The 16273-nt window shown below is 66.6% G+C and carries 18 protein-coding genes and 2 pseudogenes; 7 read left to right on the top strand and 13 right to left on the bottom strand.

The features are described 5' to 3' along the window. Positions 1-778: 778 nt before the first annotated feature. The gene (locus RLT59_RS30515) at positions 779-1348 is read left to right on the top strand and encodes an SUKH-4 family immunity protein (RefSeq protein WP_311306384.1); all 570 of its coding nucleotides are present in this window, start codon (positions 779-781) and stop codon (positions 1346-1348) included. 1 nt (position 1349) lies between these two features. Here the strand turns inward: RLT59_RS30515 and RLT59_RS30510 are convergent, their stop codons facing one another. The 4 genes and pseudogenes from RLT59_RS30510 to RLT59_RS30495 form a co-directional block, all read right to left on the bottom strand. Next, positions 1350-1559: a DUF397 domain-containing protein gene (locus tag RLT59_RS30510; RefSeq protein ID WP_311306383.1), complete on the bottom strand. Its 210-nt coding sequence runs from the start codon at positions 1557-1559 to the stop codon at positions 1350-1352. 127 nt (positions 1560-1686) lie between these two features. After that, a pseudogene (locus tag RLT59_RS30505) lies at positions 1687-2231 on the bottom strand (YciI family protein). Positions 2232-2367: 136 nt separating this feature from the next. Then, positions 2368-2577, bottom strand: coding sequence for a DUF397 domain-containing protein (locus RLT59_RS30500; protein ID WP_311306382.1), 210 nt, complete (start codon positions 2575-2577; stop codon positions 2368-2370). After that, positions 2574-3404, bottom strand: coding sequence for a helix-turn-helix domain-containing protein (locus RLT59_RS30495; RefSeq protein ID WP_311306381.1), 831 nt, complete (start codon positions 3402-3404; stop codon positions 2574-2576). Before RLT59_RS30495 ends, RLT59_RS30500 begins: the two co-directional genes overlap by 4 nt. A gap of 149 nt (positions 3405-3553) precedes the next feature. Here RLT59_RS30495 and RLT59_RS30490 point away from each other — a divergent pair, with 149 nt between their 5' ends. Together RLT59_RS30490 and RLT59_RS30485 are read left to right on the top strand one after the other, a co-directional pair. Then, positions 3554-3748 (top strand): hypothetical protein, encoded by a 195-nt coding sequence (locus RLT59_RS30490; RefSeq protein WP_311307908.1) that lies wholly within the window; start codon positions 3554-3556, stop codon positions 3746-3748. Continuing rightward, positions 3745-3897: a hypothetical protein gene (locus tag RLT59_RS30485; protein ID WP_311306380.1), complete on the top strand. Its 153-nt coding sequence runs from the start codon at positions 3745-3747 to the stop codon at positions 3895-3897. Before RLT59_RS30490 ends, RLT59_RS30485 begins: the two co-directional genes overlap by 4 nt. Before the next feature lie 489 nt (positions 3898-4386). Here RLT59_RS30485 and RLT59_RS30480 read toward each other — a convergent pair whose 3' ends face one another. After that, positions 4387-5781 carry a DUF3616 domain-containing protein gene (locus tag RLT59_RS30480; protein ID WP_311306379.1) on the bottom strand — a complete coding sequence of 465 codons (1395 nt, stop codon included), beginning with the start codon at positions 5779-5781 and terminating at the stop codon, positions 4387-4389. Positions 5782-6146: 365 nt separating this feature from the next. Between RLT59_RS30480 and RLT59_RS30475 the strand changes: the two genes are divergently transcribed. The 4 genes and pseudogenes from RLT59_RS30475 to RLT59_RS30460 all read left to right on the top strand — a co-directional run bounded on the left by RLT59_RS30475 (position 6147) and on the right by RLT59_RS30460 (position 9515). Beyond that, positions 6147-6608, top strand: a complete 462-nt coding sequence (locus tag RLT59_RS30475; protein ID WP_311306378.1) for a hypothetical protein — start codon at positions 6147-6149, stop codon at positions 6606-6608. Between the two features lie 9 nt (positions 6609-6617). Further along, positions 6618-8431: pseudogene (locus tag RLT59_RS30470) on the top strand (alpha/beta hydrolase). Between the two features lie 76 nt (positions 8432-8507). Beyond that, on the top strand, positions 8508-8927 hold the full coding sequence (locus RLT59_RS30465; RefSeq protein ID WP_311306377.1) for a hypothetical protein: 420 nt from the start codon (positions 8508-8510) through the stop codon (positions 8925-8927). Between the two features lie 84 nt (positions 8928-9011). Next, on the top strand, positions 9012-9515 hold the full coding sequence (locus tag RLT59_RS30460) for a hypothetical protein (protein ID WP_311306376.1): 504 nt from the start codon (positions 9012-9014) through the stop codon (positions 9513-9515). Positions 9516-9671: 156 nt separating this feature from the next. Here RLT59_RS30460 and RLT59_RS30455 read toward each other — a convergent pair whose 3' ends face one another. The 8 genes from RLT59_RS30455 to RLT59_RS30420 all read right to left on the bottom strand — a co-directional run bounded on the left by RLT59_RS30455 (position 9672) and on the right by RLT59_RS30420 (position 16265). After that, on the bottom strand, positions 9672-10010 hold the full coding sequence (locus RLT59_RS30455) for a metal-sulfur cluster assembly factor (protein ID WP_056783575.1): 339 nt from the start codon (positions 10008-10010) through the stop codon (positions 9672-9674). Continuing rightward, entirely contained in the window at positions 10007-10462 is a 456-nt protein-coding gene (gene sufU, locus RLT59_RS30450; RefSeq protein WP_024492621.1) for a Fe-S cluster assembly sulfur transfer protein SufU, read from the bottom strand. The genes RLT59_RS30455 and sufU overlap by 4 nt, the downstream gene beginning before the upstream one ends. Positions 10463-10482: 20 nt before the next feature. Next, positions 10483-11751: a cysteine desulfurase gene (locus tag RLT59_RS30445; RefSeq protein ID WP_311306375.1), complete on the bottom strand. Its 1269-nt coding sequence runs from the start codon at positions 11749-11751 to the stop codon at positions 10483-10485. After that, on the bottom strand, positions 11748-12539 hold the full coding sequence (gene sufC, locus RLT59_RS30440) for a Fe-S cluster assembly ATPase SufC (RefSeq protein WP_311306374.1): 792 nt from the start codon (positions 12537-12539) through the stop codon (positions 11748-11750). The genes RLT59_RS30445 and sufC overlap by 4 nt, the downstream gene beginning before the upstream one ends. Before the next feature lie 7 nt (positions 12540-12546). Continuing rightward, on the bottom strand, positions 12547-12864 hold the full coding sequence (locus tag RLT59_RS30435; protein WP_024492618.1) for a bifunctional 3-phenylpropionate/cinnamic acid dioxygenase ferredoxin subunit: 318 nt from the start codon (positions 12862-12864) through the stop codon (positions 12547-12549). Further along, positions 12864-14045: a Fe-S cluster assembly protein SufD gene (sufD, locus tag RLT59_RS30430; RefSeq protein ID WP_311306373.1), complete on the bottom strand. Its 1182-nt coding sequence runs from the start codon at positions 14043-14045 to the stop codon at positions 12864-12866. Before sufD ends, RLT59_RS30435 begins: the two co-directional genes overlap by 1 nt. A 61-nt stretch (positions 14046-14106) precedes the next feature. Continuing rightward, positions 14107-15528, bottom strand: coding sequence for a Fe-S cluster assembly protein SufB (gene sufB, locus RLT59_RS30425; protein ID WP_311306372.1), 1422 nt, complete (start codon positions 15526-15528; stop codon positions 14107-14109). Beyond that, positions 15525-16265 carry a helix-turn-helix transcriptional regulator gene (locus tag RLT59_RS30420; RefSeq protein ID WP_311306371.1) on the bottom strand — a complete coding sequence of 247 codons (741 nt, stop codon included), beginning with the start codon at positions 16263-16265 and terminating at the stop codon, positions 15525-15527. The genes sufB and RLT59_RS30420 overlap by 4 nt, the downstream gene beginning before the upstream one ends. Between the last annotated feature and the right edge of the window lie 8 nt (positions 16266-16273).

Here is a 16273-nt window from a genome sequence, read left to right as displayed (position 1 = left end):
CGCCTCTCCGGCCTGCGGCCTCACATACTGGAGACGCCTCAAGGATCACCGATCACGACCGTGTTACGAGTTCCGAGGCGGTTGCCGCCGTACCGGCTGCGCATGGTGGAGGCTCCTCCTGGCCACTGATGTGAAATCGTTCAGCGCGCCCCAGAACATGAAATAGCCCTCATCGAAGTCCGGACTGTGCACCGCCGCGCCCTCCGCCATCACATCGATGGCGAGGTAGACCTGAGTGGATGCTCTCTCCAGCCGGCCAGAGGCTTGTACCACCTCGTCCGGGCCTTCTAGATGTGCTGTATGAACGGCTCGCATCATCTCCGCGTGCAGCTGGGAGTGCTGCTGCAGCACCTCCCGCAGGCGCAAGGACCGAGCCGTGGGATCACTCAAGCTCACAGCTGGGAGCACGTTGATGAACCGTTCACCCACGACGTGGGCTCTGTGGATGACCTCGGTGTATGCGGCCCGCCGCGATGCCCGCGCACTCTCCGCCTCCTGCACCGCCCGACTCGCCTGAGCCTGGATCTGAGCCGCTCGCGTACTCCCCCTACTACCTACCCAGCTAGCAAGAATGGCGGTGGCACCGGTGAGTACGGAAACAAGCACCGTGTCCAACATGGCATGATCCTGCCAGGAAAGACGCCCGTGCACACACGCTTCAAGCAAAGGCGAAAGGGGCCTTTGAGACCTCCCCTTCGCCACACAAGCCACGCCCGATCAGGGCGCCTCTAAAAGATCGCGTTGCGAGCTCTGAGCGGAGCACGGCAGGACAGTTGAGTTGATCTTCGAACTTTCTCGCGATGAACTCATTCATACCTTTGGCGAGGAGCGAGTCCATCAAGCATCTTCAGATACGGCGCGGGCGGCAGGCTTCAGCGGCGATGCCCTGAATTTCCTCACGACCATCGGGCTGCCGGACAGCGAGTTCATCTCTTTCCCTCGGCTCGATGCAGAGGGCTTCGGGTTCCGCGCCGTCCCGGTCGACGAACTCGGCAGTACGTGGAACCTCCCCGCCGCCGCTGCCAACTGGGTCTTCCTCGGGAACTTCGAGATCAGTGCCGTCGTAGCGGACACACGAACAGGTGAGCTGCACCAACTGGCCGAAGGCATCATGCGCCCGATCCCGCTTCACCGCGATCTCTCCTCGCTGGCCCACACCATTACAGGGCTGGCAGGAATCGTCGGAAGCCTCCCGGAGGGCTACGAGGACGACGAAGAGCTCATCGAAGCCTTGACAGAGTCCCTGGACACCTTCAGGAACGAGGTCAAAGGCAAGGATCCACACCCCTTCGGTGACGAGCACTCCGAGTGGATCGAGATCATCACCAACATCGGAGCCGGCATCTGAGTCAGGCAGTGCCCAACTCTCCGGCCTTGACGCCCGCCACGAACGAGGTGAACGAACCGGTGGCGACGTTCAGCACCGGGCCGGTCGGACTCTTGGAGTCACGGACCGGGACCAGACCGCGCGAGGCAACAAGATTCGTAGCGACCTCGATGCACTGACCGCCGTTCCCGCTGTATGAGGACTTGAACCAACGGGAAGATTCGCTCGTCACGGAGTGCCCTTTCGTAACTGGTCAATCGTGCCCACGGACGCCACCCGGGGCCGCACCCCGGGCCGGTAGTTGATGGTAATCCGGCACGGCGACAACGTCACCGGGGCGACGTCCGCGTCAGCGACGGCTAGGACGGGCGCCCGCCGAAGTCCCAGTTGTGCACCTCGATGGCCGCGTACCGGTCCGGCGTCAGGACGGCTCGCGCCGTGTCCGGGTCCGGAGGAGCGCCGCCGTGCCCAGCCAGACGGCCCCGTCGTCGGACAGCAGCGGGCCGAAGGCGATCAGCTCGTCCCGGTCGGGCGGCAGCGCGAGGTCTGCGGCCTGCCCCGTACCGAGGCCGAGGACCAGGTACCGGTTGCCGCCGGTCCGGCCGCCGGGGAAGTCCTACATGGTGCGTCCGAGCATGTTGCGCCACCGTCGCAACAGCACGTCCCGGTAGGCACCCGCCTGGTAGTTCGGCTCGTCGAAGGCGAACGCGCGGGCAGCGGCGGGATCGGGCAGATCGAGGATGTGCACGCTTCCGGTGAGGGTTTCACCATCGTCGGAGAAGGTCGGGCCCCGGGCGATCATCTCTTTCGCGTACCGGTCCATGTACGACCAATGCTCTTCCGACAGTTCCTCGCGCAGCGCCAAGGAGCCGGGCCGGTCGCGGTGGTAGCAGAGAAAGTCCATACCTGATGATCTCTTCAACGACACATTCAGGTCGAGCGGGTTTGCCCACCGAGGAGGAGCCGGCCGTTGCCGCGACGCCCCGGCTCAGTTCCCCCTCGGTACCTCGATGTCGTAGACCAGCCCAAACTCCGGAGGGTCAGACGGTGCCGAATTCGCCGGCCCTGACGCCTGCGACGAAGGAGGCGAACGAACCCACGGCGACGTTCAGGACCGGGCCGACCGGGCTCTTGGAGTCACGGACGGGGACCACGCCGCGCGAGGCAACGAGGTTGGTGGCGACCTCGATGCACTGGCCGCCGTTGCCGCTGTACGAGGACTTGAACCAACGGGGGGATTCGGTCGTCACAGGGTGCCCTTTCGTAACTGCTCGATCATGGCCGCGGATGCTGCCTGGGATGGCGCTTCGGCCTGCAGTTGATGGTAGGCCGTCAGCATGGGCAGCACTAAGCCGGTTTCCCGTTCGAGGTGCCCGCGCTGAGCGGACTCGGCGTAGGACATGAGAGAGCGGTCCGGCATCGTGAGCACGGTGATGGGCAGGCTGAACGGCCTCCGTGCCCCCATAGAGAACGGCGCTACTTGCAGCACTGTGTTCGGCCGCTCGGCAAACCTCAGCAGGTGTTCGAACTGGGCATCCATGATCGCGGGATCACCCATCGGTCGACGAATGCACCCCTCGTCGAGCACAGCAAAGATCAAGGGTGACGGGTTACGGGCAAGCGCGGCCTGCCTCCGCAGCACCAACTCGACTCGTTCGTCAGCCTGTTCAGGAGTAATCGCTTCGCGCCTTACCGCATCGGCTTCCAGCGCTGCCGCGTACTCCCGCGTCTGGAGCAGACCAGGCACGACGCCCACTTCGTACAGCCGGATCTCCGCCGCTCGCGCCTCATGCGCGACGTACTCCGGAAACCCTTCAAGCAATGCCGTGTACCTCACTGCCCGGCTCAGGCGTTCGAATCGTTTGCCCGTGCCGAACACCCTGTCAGCGTTCTTCGCGAACTGAGGAGTTGGAGGACGGCGGCCAGTTTCAACGGCCGAAATATGGGTGCCCGAGCACCCCATGCGCTCCGCCAGCTCGTCCTGCGTCCAGCCTCGCTCATCCCGCAGCCTGCGGAGAAGCTGCCCGAAGCGCGCGCTGGGCGACTTGTCCGGGTCCAGCTCTTTGCGGTTCACCATCCGTAAATCCAACTCCTCACTCAATAACTGCAAGTTGAATGCGTTCTGACCCTAGGCCACGCTGAACGCCCTTGGTAGTGGAATGACTACAGAGAGGTGCGGCGATGCCTGAGTAGAAGCGCGTCCAACCCCCGCCCGCCGGGGCACTCCTGGTGGACCGGGGCCGTAACGACCGGGTCGGGGAGTTCCGAGGGGTCTCCGGCCCCTACTGGTCACTGCGGCCGGTCGGCGGGGGTCCCGAGTGGGAGGCCATCCCCGAGTACGTCCGGCCCGCTACCCGTGACGAGCGGCTCCGCGCCCGTACCGCGTACGAGAACGCCAGGAGCCGGGGGGACGTGGCATGAGCTCCAACAGTGACGCCGAGTGCCGTGAGTGCCAGGAGCTCGATGCGGCCGAGGCCGAGGCCCGGCGAGTGAGGGACGAGAGCCGGGCGACCGACTGCCGGGTGTTGCGCAAGCGGCATCGGGACGCCGAGCACGGGGAGCGGCCGTGAAGCCGCAGCCGGGTGGGGAGCGTGCCGCGTGACCGGTGCGGGATACGCGGTGGAGGTCACCGCGACGACCGGGCAGCGCGCGGTTTCGCTCGCAGGGGCCGTGGTGAGGAATCGCCGGCTCGCCCTGCGGTGGCTGCGGCGGCAGGCGCTCCGGCTCGGGGACGGGTGTGACGCCGCGTGGGGCTCCGCGTGGTCCGGCGGCGGAAGGGACGTGCGGTCCGTGATCCGTCAGAGCTCCGGTGTGCGGGGCGCGCTCCGGAACTGGGGCGACGACCTCGGCCAGCAGGATCACGCCATGGCTCGGCTGGAGTCCGGGGACCCCGACGTGTTCACCGTGGTGGACCCGGTCCTCGGCCTGCTGGTGACGTTCGCCGGGCGGCGCGTGCGGCCGGTCCGCGACGATGAGGGCAGACGAGACGGCCGTGCTCGCCGGGCGGACCGGCGGGCACGGCCGTGCGGAGGGCGGACCGTCGGGTTCGCCCCTCCGGGTCAGCCGTTGACGGTGAACCAGGTGGCTCGGGACTTCTTCCACTCGTCGTGGTCGAGGTCCTTGGCCTCCGTGCCGTCGCCGTACAGGTCGGCCGAGCCCGCGTCCGTGATCAGCTGGGCGCGTGCGCCGGGCGTGTTCAGGTCGGGGACGGCGACGACGGCCTCCCAGCCGCCCGGGTCGGCGGTCGGCAGGTCGAGGCGCTTGACCGGCGCGTGGCCCGCGATGCCGTCCCAGGAGTAGAGGGCGTACGGGTCGGAGTTGTCGTCCGCCGCCCAGGAACCGGCCACGATCAGGTACTGGTCGGCGGAGTTCTTGCGGATGTCGCGGATGCTGAGCCCGCCGAGATCCAGCTCGATCGGGGTACCGATCGTCGCCTTCGCTCCTGAGCCGGCCACCTTGTCGAAGTTGGTGACGGGCACGATCAGCGCCTTGCCGCCACCCTTCGGCGGGACGAGCGGGGCACGGAAGCCGATGTAGGCGGTGGTCGTGGAGCCGGGGGCGAACTCCAGGCCCTCGACGTTGAACCCGTCGATCTGCTTGGGGACTTCGCCGTCCTCCGTACCCGCCGCGAAGCCGTAGCGGTTGCCGTTCGACTTGTCCCAGGCGACCAGGTCGTCGCGGAGCTTCTTGTACGTCCCGCCGACCGTCAGCTGGGTGGCCGCGCCGGAACCGCTCACCGTGGTCGTGAAGACGGTGTTGCGGTCGGACTTGTACTCGCCGTCCTTGTTGTTGCCCAGCGAACCGGTCCAGTAGATCGTGTTCCCGACCCGGGCCGCGCCCTCGATGTCGACCTCCTTGGAGACACCCAGCTTCGAGGCGACGTCCCAGGTACGGACGGGCGCTCCGGATGCCGAACTGTCGTATAGACGCAGGGTGTTGGTCTCGTCGTCGGCAACCACCAGGTACCCGCCGCCCACATCGACGGCGGCCGAGACGTCCGAGGAGCCGGTGAGGTAGCGGGTGTCGGCCGCGTTCTGGACGGCGGCGGACGCCGCGAAGTGCAGGGACTTGGTGGCGGTCTTGCCGCCGAGGCCGGTGACCTTGATCGTGAGGTCGGCGTAGCCGCGGGCGCGGGCGGCGACCCGGAGCTGCCGGGTGGCGCCCGTGCCGGTCACCGTCACATCACCGGTCGCGGCGACGGACGACTTGGAGCTGGCGGACGCCGCCACACCGAGGGCGGACACATCGGCTCCGCTCTGCCCGACGGTGACCGTGACCACGGGGTCGGCGGTCGCGCCGACGGCCCCGGAGAGGTAGCCGGACGACAGCGTGATCGTCGGCGTCCCGTAGCTCGCGGCGTGCGCGGGCGCGCCGAGCCCCAGGGCGGCCAGCGCCAGCGCACCTCCCGCGGCGGCGACGGTCCGGCGGTGAGGGAGGACAAGCTGATGCAGCACGGTGTGCCTCTCGTCGGCGTGGTGTCGAGAAGTAGGTTCCGATTCTCGCGCCAACGGCGGGCGGACGCAGGGGGTACAGCGGGCGAACAACGCCGGACGGCCGTCGGCACATGGTGGCGCGTGTCGTAGTGCCGCACTTCGTGGACATGCCGCGCCATGGCGCGCCTTGTCCCTGGAAGTTAGCGTCCTCGGCCGGTACAGACGGCCCTGTGCGCCTTGCGTCCTTCTTCCAGTCTCGCCTGGCGCAAACCTGCATGCGTGTTTGATTGCGCTCGGCGATCCGGGAATGATGGCGCTCGTTGGGCCCTCGGGTAGCCCAAACGCGGGAACGGACCCAAGGGATACGGGGATACGGGGAGGAAGTAGTGACGACACGGGCCGAGTGGGAGCAGCTCAAGGCCGGTGCGGCAACACCGCCGACGCACATGCAGTTGAACCACCTTCAGACCGACGTCGGGGGCGGTGCACCCGGGACCAATACGTCGGCGGACCTGAAGTCGGACAAGAGGGCATGGGTCCAGGCGGGCGACGGCACCAAGGGCCTCGCCGTGCCGATCGGTTCCGCGCTGACGAAACTTGAGGACGGGCAGGCGGGGCTGGGCGACGCGGCCGGCTGCCGGAGCGCGGCGGCACAGAGGGAGCTGTACACGTCCTGGAACAAGTACGTGGCGGATGTGCGCAAGCGCTGCACATCCCTGGGGGAGCTTCTCGCGTCTTCAGGGCGTGACCTGTCCAAGACCGACGAGTCGCTGAAGACCGAACTGGACGCGCTCAAGAACAAGTACACGGATACCCCAGCCGTCGGCGGCCAGTCGAAGGGGAAGTGATCCGGGCACATGGACTTTGCGACACTGAAGGCGCTCAAGCCGTCGGAGTTCGAGGATGCCGCGGACGGGTACCGGGCGACGGACCAGATGGCCAATACGGCGAAGGACACCGTCGACAACCAGATCTCCGCGGGGATACGTAACCAGCTCGCGGGCGCGACGGCGAAGGCAGCCCTTCGGGAACTGGCCGGGCTGTCGAAGAACTTCCAGTACGTACAGACCGAGTGCGGGCTGGTGAGCACCGCGCTGGACGGCTTCGCGTCGACATGGCCTCGGCCAAACGGAGGCTGGAGGCGGCGATCGAGGACGCCCAGGCGGACCACTGCACGGTGCACGCGGACGGTTCGGTCGGCTTTCCGGCAGGCAGGAAGCCGGGTGAGGAGAAGGATGCCGCGGGCGGCACGGTGACCGGCAGCGCCGGAGGCAATCCGACATCTGATGCCCTGGACCGCCAAGCGGCGAGCATTCACCCGAACCCGCACTACGGTGCGGCCATTGGCTACGCCGACCGGATAGCGGATGCCTTGCAGGAGGCCACTGACGCGGACGCGAAGTGGGCACCGAAGCTTCGTGCTCTCCAGGCCGACGACGACTTGGTGGTCTCGAACAGGGACTGGACGGACGTGACGTCCGACCGGGGTGGGGTGCTCAAGGCCGCCGACCCCTATCTGGACAGCATCAAGGGCCCACCGAAGGAGGCCACCCCCGAGGAGAACGCGGAGTGGTGGAAGAACCTCACCCCGGAGCAGCAGGCCGACTATCTGGCCGTCCATCCGAATGCCATCGGGTCCATGAACGGCCTTCCGTCCGATATTCGCGACGACGCGAACAGAATGGTTCTGGACGAGACGACGGCGAAATATCAGCTGGATCTGAACGCCATTCCGAAGGAGCCGGCCAAGTACACCCCCAACACCAGCGGAAGCTACCCCGCTGTCCTCATCAGCCCGGAATGGCAGCGCTGGCACGACAAGTACGGAGCCAAGAAGGCCAGGATGGAGGGCGTGCTGAAGGGATCGAAGGCCATCCAGGACCGCTTCGACCGCACAGGTGAGGGAGGGCTTCCCGAGGCTTACCTGCTCGGCTTCGATCCGACCGGCCTCGGGGACGGAAAGGTGATCATCGCCAACGGGAATCCTGACACAGCGGATCACGTAGGCGTCTACGTCCCCGGTACATTCGCAGGCATAGAATCCGTCGGCGGCGGCGGGGATACTCATGGTGACCTCGGCCGAAGCGAACGGCTCTGGTCCGAAAGCCACCGCCTCAACCCCGAAAAGAACATCTCCACTATCACGTGGCTCGACTACAACGCGCCGGACAGTATCGTTCCAGAGGCGACACGCGGGGAGTACGCGGCAGAGGGCGGACCGCGACTCCACGATTTCTTGCAGGGGAACGGCGTCGCGCAGCAGGCTGAGGACGGCACTCGCGCCCACACCACGGTCGTCGGGCACAGCTACGGCAGCACGGTGGTCGGCGTCTCAGCACAGTCGGGGAGTTGGGATGACCCTCAAGCTGCCGACGACTACGTCTTCGCGGGCAGTCCCGGTGTTCAGGCGGATCACGCGGCGGACCTGGGTACCGGAGCCGATCACGTGTGGGCCATGGGTGCCCCCTGGGACGATCAGATAGTCCGGCAGGGCGGTCGATTCATGGGACTCGGTGATAACGGGATCATTCCCACCGACGAATCCTTCGGCGGGAAGATCATGACAAGCGACTCCGGCGGACACACCGGATTCTACGACGAAGACTCCGTCAGCCTACGCAATCAGGCAGCCGTCATCGCCGGCAAATATGGCAAGGTGAAACTTGAATAGGCGAATTTCGAAACTGGGGTTCATTATTTCGATATGCGCGCTGGCGGTGGCGTGTTCGAACGGAAAGGAGGCGGCGGTGAAGACACGGGACAGCGATACCGTGAAGACGGACACCGAGAGAACGTCGAGCCGGATTCTTGAGATCCTCGACGTCAAGGGAAAGGTCACGGAGACGGGTGCGATGACGTCGCCTTGCTCGGACTACGACTCCGCAGAAAAGATCTACCGCGCACGTCACCCCTGGAGTATCTACAAGGCTCCCTTTGCCGATATGAAAAAGGGCATGGACCGCCTGCGGGTCGAACTCCCGAAAGACGGCTGGAAGATCGTCAAGGACGGCATGGACGGCACCCAGGGCAACAGTCCACAGATCATTGCGGAGTCCAAGGGTCGGGAATTCGCAGTCGACGTGAGGCTGCACAAAGAGGTCAAAGCCGAGGACTCCCCGCCCCTGCTAGAGGTCACCGTCGAATCAGCTTGCTACCGGTCGAAATAGGTGCCACCCAGGGGAACAGAGAAGGCTCCCTCAGCCTACGCGATCAGGCCGCCGTCATCGCCGGAGCATACAGCAAGGTGATTCTTGAATAGGCGAGTTCTCGGACAGGGATTCATCATCGCGATATGCGCGCTGGCGGTGGCGTGTTCGAACGGAAAGGAGGCGGCGGTGAAGACACGGGACAGCGATACCGTGAAGACGGACACCGAGAGAACGTCGAGCCGGATTCTTGAGATCCTCGACGTCAAAGGGAAGGTCACGGAGACGGGCGCGATGACGTCGCCTTGCTCGGACTACGACTCCGAGGAAGAGGTCTACCGCCAAAGTCACCCCTGGAGTATTTACAGGGCTTCCTTTGCTGATATGCAAAAAGGCATGGATCGTCTCCGGGTCGAGCTCCCGAAGGACGGCTGGCAGATCGCCAAGGACGGCAGGGACGGATCTCAGCTCAACAGTCCGCAGATCATCGCGGAGTCCAAGGGGCGAGAATTCGCAGTCGACGTACGGTTGCACAAGGCGAGCAAAGTCGGCAACTCCCCGCCTCTGCTGGAGGTCACCGTCGAATCGGCTTGCTACCGGTCGAAATAGCCAACCGTGAGATAAGACGGCCGGCTCTGCAGGACGCCGGTTGGCCTCGACCTTGCCCACCGGGGGTACAGCGGGCGAACAACGCCGAACGGCCCCCGGCAAATTCGCGCCGGGGGCCGTTCAGGTCGTACGGGTGGGACATCGTACGGGTGGGACTCAGACGTTGAAGCCCAGCGCGCGCAGCTGCTCGCGGCCGTCGTCGGTGATCTTGTCCGGGCCCCACGGCGGCATCCAGACCCAGTTGATCCGGAGCTCGTTGACGATGCCGTCGGTGGCGGACTTCGCCTGGTCCTCGATGACGTCGGTCAGCGGACAGGCCGCGGACGTCAGGGTCATGTCGAGGGTGGCGATGTTGGCGTCGTCCACGTGGATGCCGTAGATCAGGCCCAGGTTGACGACGTCGATGCCCAGCTCGGGGTCGACGACGTCGTACAGCGCCTCGCGGACCTCCTCCTCGGAGGCCGGCTTGGTGGTCAGGGTCTCGTTGTCGCTCATGCCGTCTTCCCTTCGGACAGCGCCTTCGCCGTCGCGTCTTTCCACGCCATCCAGCTCAGCAGCGCGCACTTGACCCGGGCCGGATACTTGGAGACACCGGCGAACGCGACCGCGTCCTCCAGCACCTCCTCCATCGCGTCGTCCGGCTCCAGCTGTCCCTTGGACTGCATCAGCTCCAGGAACGCGGCCTGGATCTTCTGGGCCTCGCCCAGTTCCTTGCCGACCAGCAGCTCGTTCAGCACGGAGGCGCTGGCCTGGCTGATGGAGCAGCCCTGGCCCTCGTAACTCACATCGGCGATGGTCTCACCGTCGTACCGCACGCGCAGCGTGATCTCGTCACCGCACGTCGGATTGACGTGATGCACCTCGGCGTCGCCGTCCCGCAGGCCGCGCCCGTGAGGGTGCTTGTAGTGGTCCAGGATCACTTCCTGGTACATGGAATCAAGCTTCACCAGTCAACCCTCGCCGCTGTCTAACCGAAAAAGTTCCGGACGTGTTCCAGGCCGTCCACCAGAGCGTCGACCTCGGCGGGCGTGGAGTACAGATAGAACGACGCTCGCGTCGTCGCAGGAATTCCGTACCGCAGGCAGACCGGCCGTGCGCAGTGGTGTCCGACCCGGACGGCGATGCCCTGCTCGTCGAGTACCTGGCCCACGTCGTGCGGGTGGATGTCGCCCAGCGTGAAGGAGATCGTGGCCCCGCGGTCCTCCGCGGTGGCCGGACCGATGATCCTGAGGTCCGGGACCTCCAGGAGCCGCTTCACCGCGTACTCGGTGATGGCCTGCTCGTGGCGGTGGATGTTCTCCATGCCGATCGCCGAGAGGTAGTCCACGGCCGCGCCGAGGCCGACGGCCTGGGCGATCGGGGGCGTACCGGCCTCGAACTTGTGCGGCGCGGGGGCGTAGGTCGACGAGTGCATCGACACGGTCTCGATCATCTCGCCGCCGCCGAGGAAGGGCGGCAGGTCCTCCAGGAGCTCCTGCCGTCCCCAGAGCACGCCGATGCCGGTCGGGCCGACCATCTTGTGGCCGGTGAAGGCCACGAAGTCGGCCTGCAGCGCCTGCACGTCGAGCACCATGTGCGGGGCGGCTTGCGAGGCGTCGATGCAGACCAGCGCGCCGACTTCCTGGGCGCGCCGGACGATCTGCTCGACCGGGTTGATCGTGCCCATGATGTTCGAGACCAGCGTGAAGGAGACGATCTTCGTCTTCTCTGTGATGATCTCGTTGATGTTGGACAGGTCGAGCCGGCCCTCGTCGGTGATGCCGAACCACTTCAGCTTCGCGCCCGTGCGCTGCGAGAGCAGCTGCCACGGCACGATGTTGGAGTGGTGCTCCATCTCGGTGGTGACGATCTCGGTCTCGTGGTCGACCCGGTAGGGCTCGTCGGCCCAGCCGAGCATGTTCGCCACGAGGTTGAGCGACTCCGAGGCGTTCTTGGTGAAGATCACCTCGTTGCGGCTGGGTGCGTTGATGAACGCGGCGACCTTGTCACGGGCGCCTTCGTACAGCGCCGTGGCCTCTTCCGCGATCGTGTACACGCCGCGGTGCACATTGGCGTTGTGCCGCTCGTAGTACTCGTTGAGGGCATCGAGCACCTGGCGCGGCTTCTGCGAGGTCGCCGCGCTGTCCAGGTACACGATCTTCTTGCCGTCGTGGACCGTGCGGTCCAGGATCGGGAAGTCCTTGCGGATCGCCTCGGTGTCGAGGAGGCCGGAGAGCCCCTGTCGGGCGTCAGTCACGCGACCGTACCTCCTGAGTTCGCTCCGCTCACGGGGCCACCCTTCGTGTAGGCCTCGTAGCCCTCGTTCTCCAGCTTGTCGGCCAGCTCGGCGCCGCCGGACGCGGCGATGCGGCCGTTGGCGAAGACGTGCACGAAGTCGGGCTTGATGTACTTGAGGATGCGCGTGTAGTGCGTGATCAGCAGCGTGCCGACCTCGCCGGACTCACGGACCCGGTTGACGCCCTCGGAGACGGTCTTCAGCGCGTCGACGTCCAGACCGGAGTCCGTCTCGTCGAGGATCGCCATCTTCGGCTTGAGCAGCTCCAGCTGGAGGATCTCGTGGCGCTTCTTCTCACCGCCGGAGAAGCCCTCGTTGACGTTGCGCTCGGCGAAGGCGGGGTCCATCTGGAGCTCGGCCATGGCCTCCTTGACCTCCTTCACCCAGGTACGCAGCTTGGGCGCCTCGCCGCGGACGGCGGTGGCGGAGGTGCGCAGGAAGTTGGAGACGGAGACGCCGGGGATCTCGACCGGGTACTGCATGGCGAGGAACAGACCGGCGCGGGCGCGCTCGTCGACGGTCATCTCCAGGACGTCCTCGCCGTCCAGGGTCACCGTGCCGCTGGTGACCGTGTACTTGGGGTGGCCTGCGAGGGAGTAGGCGAGGGTGGACTTGCCGGACCCGTTGGGGCCCATGATGGCGTGGGTCTCGCCCTGCTTCACGGTCAGGTCGACGCCCTTGAGGATCTCCTTCGTGGCGTTGTCGGCCTCGACGGTGACGTGCAGGTCGCGGATTTCAAGCGTTGCCATGGGTGACTCAGGTCTCCTGGGTGACGGAGACGAGCACATCGTCCCCTTGGATCTTGACGGGGTATACGGGGACGGGGCGCGTCGCGGGAAGGCCGGACGGCTTGCCGGTGCGCAGGTCGAAGCTCGATCCGTGCAGCCAGCACTCGATCATGCAGTCCTCGACCTCTCCCTCGGACAGTGAGACGTTCGCGTGCGAGCAGATGTCGTTGATCGCGAACACCTCACCCTCGGTGCGGACGACGGACACCGGCGTGCCGTCGAGCTCCACCCGCTTGGGGGTGTCGTCCTCCAGCTCGCTCAGCGCACAGGCTTTGACGAAGGCCATCAGACCGAGGCCTTCAGCTCGGTCTCGATCTTGTCGAGGAGCCGGGCTTCGACGTCCGGAAGGCCGATCTGCTGCACCAGCTCCGCGAAGAAGCCTCGCACGACGAGGCGGCGGGCCTCCTCGGCGGGGATGCCGCGGGACTGCAGGTAGAACAGCTGCTCGTCGTCGAAGCGGCCGGTCGCGGAGGCGTGGCCGGCGCCGACGATCTCGCCGGTCTCGATCTCCAGGTTCGGCACCGAGTCGACCCGCGCACCGTCGGTGAGAACCAGGTTGCGGTTCATCTCGTAGGTGTCGGTGCCCTCGGCGGCGGCCTGGATCAGGACGTCCCCGATCCACACGGCGTGCGCGCCGTCGCCCTGGAGCGCGCCCTTGTAGGCCACGTTGGACTTGCAGTGCGGGGTGTTGTGGTCGACCAGGAGGCGGTGCTCCTGGTGCTGGCCCTTGTCGGTGAAGTACAGGCCGAAGAGCTCGGCCTCGCCGCCGGGGCCCGCGTAGGCGATCCGCGGGTGGATGCGGACGACGTCGCCGCCGAAGGTGACGACGATGGACTTGAAGGAGGCGTCCCGGCCGACCAGCGCGTTGTGCTGGCCGACGTGGACGGCGCTCTCGTCCCAGTCCTGGACGGAGACGACGGTCAGCTTCGCGCCGTCGCCCAGGACGTAGTCGACGTTGGCGGCGAGCACCGCGTCACCGGTGTGGTCGATGACGACGACGGCCTCCGCGAAGGCGCCCAGCGTGATGACCTGGTGTCCGTAGGCCACCCCGCCCTCGCCGTGCACCGTGATCCGGATCGGCTCGGTGAGCACGGCTTCCTTGTCGACAGTGACGACGGAGGCCTGCTCGAAGGAGGAGTAGGCCTGGGCGGCCACCCGGTCCACCGGCGTGCCGGCCTTGCCGAGGCGGGCGTCGTCACGGCCGACGGTCTCGACCGTGACGCCCGCGGGGGCCTCGATGGCGACCTTCACAGCGCTGCCGGTGGCGACGGCCGTGCCGTCGTGCAGGCCGCGCAGCCGCTCCAGCGGCGTGAACCGCCATTCCTCCTCGCGGCCGTGCGGGACCGGGAAGTCCGCGACGTCGAAGGACGGGGGCGCGCTCATGCGCGTGGCGACGGTCGACTCGGCGGCCACCGCGATAGAGCCGGTGGTGGTGGAGCCCACCGGGATGTTCTGAGCCTCAGCCATGGCTGTCGTAGTGCTCGCTTTCTCAGGTCGGACAGATGTCGGGGGTTCGGTTGCCGGCGTACTAGCCGACCGAACCCTCCATCTGCAGCTCGATCAGCCGGTTGAGCTCCAGGGCGTACTCCATCGGGAGCTCCTTCGCGATCGGCTCCACGAAGCCGCGCACGATCATCGCCATTGCCTCGAACTCGGTCATGCCGCGGCTCATCAGGTAGAAGAGCTGGTCCTCGGAGACCTTGGAGACGGTCGCCTCGTGCCCCATCGAGACGTCGTCCTCGCGGACGTCGACGTAGGGGTAGGTGTCGGAGCGGGAGATGGTGTCGACCAGCAGCGCGTCACAGAGGACGTTGGACTTCGCGCCCGGCGCGCCCTCGCCGATCTCGATGAGACCTCGGTAGGAGGTGCGGCCGCCGCCTCGTGCCACCGACTTGGAGACGATGTTGGACGAGGTGTTCGGGGCCATGTGGACCATCTTGGCGCCGGCGTCCTGGTGCTGGCCCTCCCCCGCGAAGGCGATGGACAGGGTCTCGCCCTTGGCGTGCTCGCCCATCAGGTAGATGGCCGGGTACTTCATGGTGACCTTGGAGCCGATGTTGCCGTCGACCCACTCCATGGTCGCGCCCTCGTAGGCGACGGCGCGCTTGGTCACCAGGTTGTAGACGTTGTTCGACCAGTTCTGGATCGTCGTGTAGCGGCAGCGGCCGCCCTTCTTCACGATGATCTCGACGACCGCGGAGTGCAGCGAGTCCGAGGAGTAGATCGGCGCGGTGCAGCCCTCGACGTAGTGGACGTAGGCGTCCTCGTCGACGATGATCAGCGTCCGCTCGAACTGGCCCATGTTCTCCGTGTTGATACGGAAGTAGGCCTGGAGCGGGATCTCGACGTGCACGCCCTTCGGCACGTAGATGAACGAGCCACCGGACCACACGGCCGAGTTCAACGAGGCGAACTTGTTGTCACCGACGGGGATGACGGTGCCGAAGTACTCCTTGAAGAGCTCCGGGTGCTCCTTCAGCGCGGTGTCGGTGTCCATGAAGATGACACCCTGCGCCTCCAGCTCCTCGTTGATCTGGTGGTAGACCACCTCGGACTCGTACTGAGCGGCGACACCGGCCACCAGGCGCTGCTTCTCCGCCTCCGGGATGCCGAGCTTGTCGTACGTGTTCTTGATGTCCTCGGGCAGGTCCTCCCAGGACTCCGCCTGCTTCTCCGTGGAACGCACGAAGTACTTGATGTTGTCGAAGTCGATGCCCGACAGGTCGGAGCCCCAGTTCGGCATGGGCTTCTTGCCGAAAAGCTTGAGGCCCTTGAGCCGCAGCTTCAGCATCCACTCGGGCTCGTTCTTCTTCTCCGAGATGTCACGGACGACAGCCTCGGAGAGGCCGCGCTTGGCCGCCGCGCCTGCCGCGTCGGAGTCGGCCCAGCCGAATTCGTACGTGCCCAGGCCATCGAGCTCAGGGTGGGCAGTCTCCGTAGGGAGCGTCATGCGGGGTTCCTCCCGGACTTGCTGGTGGATGCTGAATCAGTGGTTTGCGTGGTGGGGTGACCGCTGCGCGGGATGTAGGTCGTACACACCCCGTCGCCGTGGGCGATCGTGGCGAGACGCTGCACATGGGTCCCCAGGAGGCTGGAGAAGATCTCCGTCTCCGCCTCGCACAGCTGCGGGTACTGCTCGGCGACGTGTGCGACCGGGCAGTGGTGCTGGCACAACTGCTCACCCTGCTGCGGGTCCGGCGCGCTGCGCGCCGTAGCAGCGTACCCGTCGGCGGACAAGGCCTTGGCCAGCGCATCCGTACGGGTGCCGGGCTCCGCGGCCTCGATCGCCGCGCGGTAGGCCGCGGACTGGCCGGCCACCCTGGCACGGGCGAACGCCATGACCGCTTCCTCCCCCGCGCTCTCGGCGATCCAGCGCAGGGCGTCCGCGGCGAGCTCGTCGTAGGACTGGTCGAAGGCGTCCCGGCCGCAGTCGGTCAGGGCGAACACCCTGGCCGGGCGGCCACGGGTCCGTGCGCCGTACACCCGCTGCTCACGGGCCTCGACGACACCGTCGGAGACGAGGGCGTCGAGCTGGCGGCGGACGGCGGCCTGGGTGAGACCCAGGCGCTTCGCGAGATCGGCGGCGGTGGACGGGCCATGGTCCAGGACGGAGCGCGCGATCCGGTTGCGCGTCGAGCGCTCACCGGTCGCGAGTTCCTCCTGCGGAGCCTCGCCAACGTATTTCACAACGCTAT

This window comes from Streptomyces sp. ITFR-6, assembly GCF_031844725.1.
GTDB lineage: Bacteria > Actinomycetota > Actinomycetes > Streptomycetales > Streptomycetaceae > Streptomyces.
Note: the sequence above shows the minus strand (reverse complement) of the source record. Positions and strands in the feature narration are given on the sequence as shown.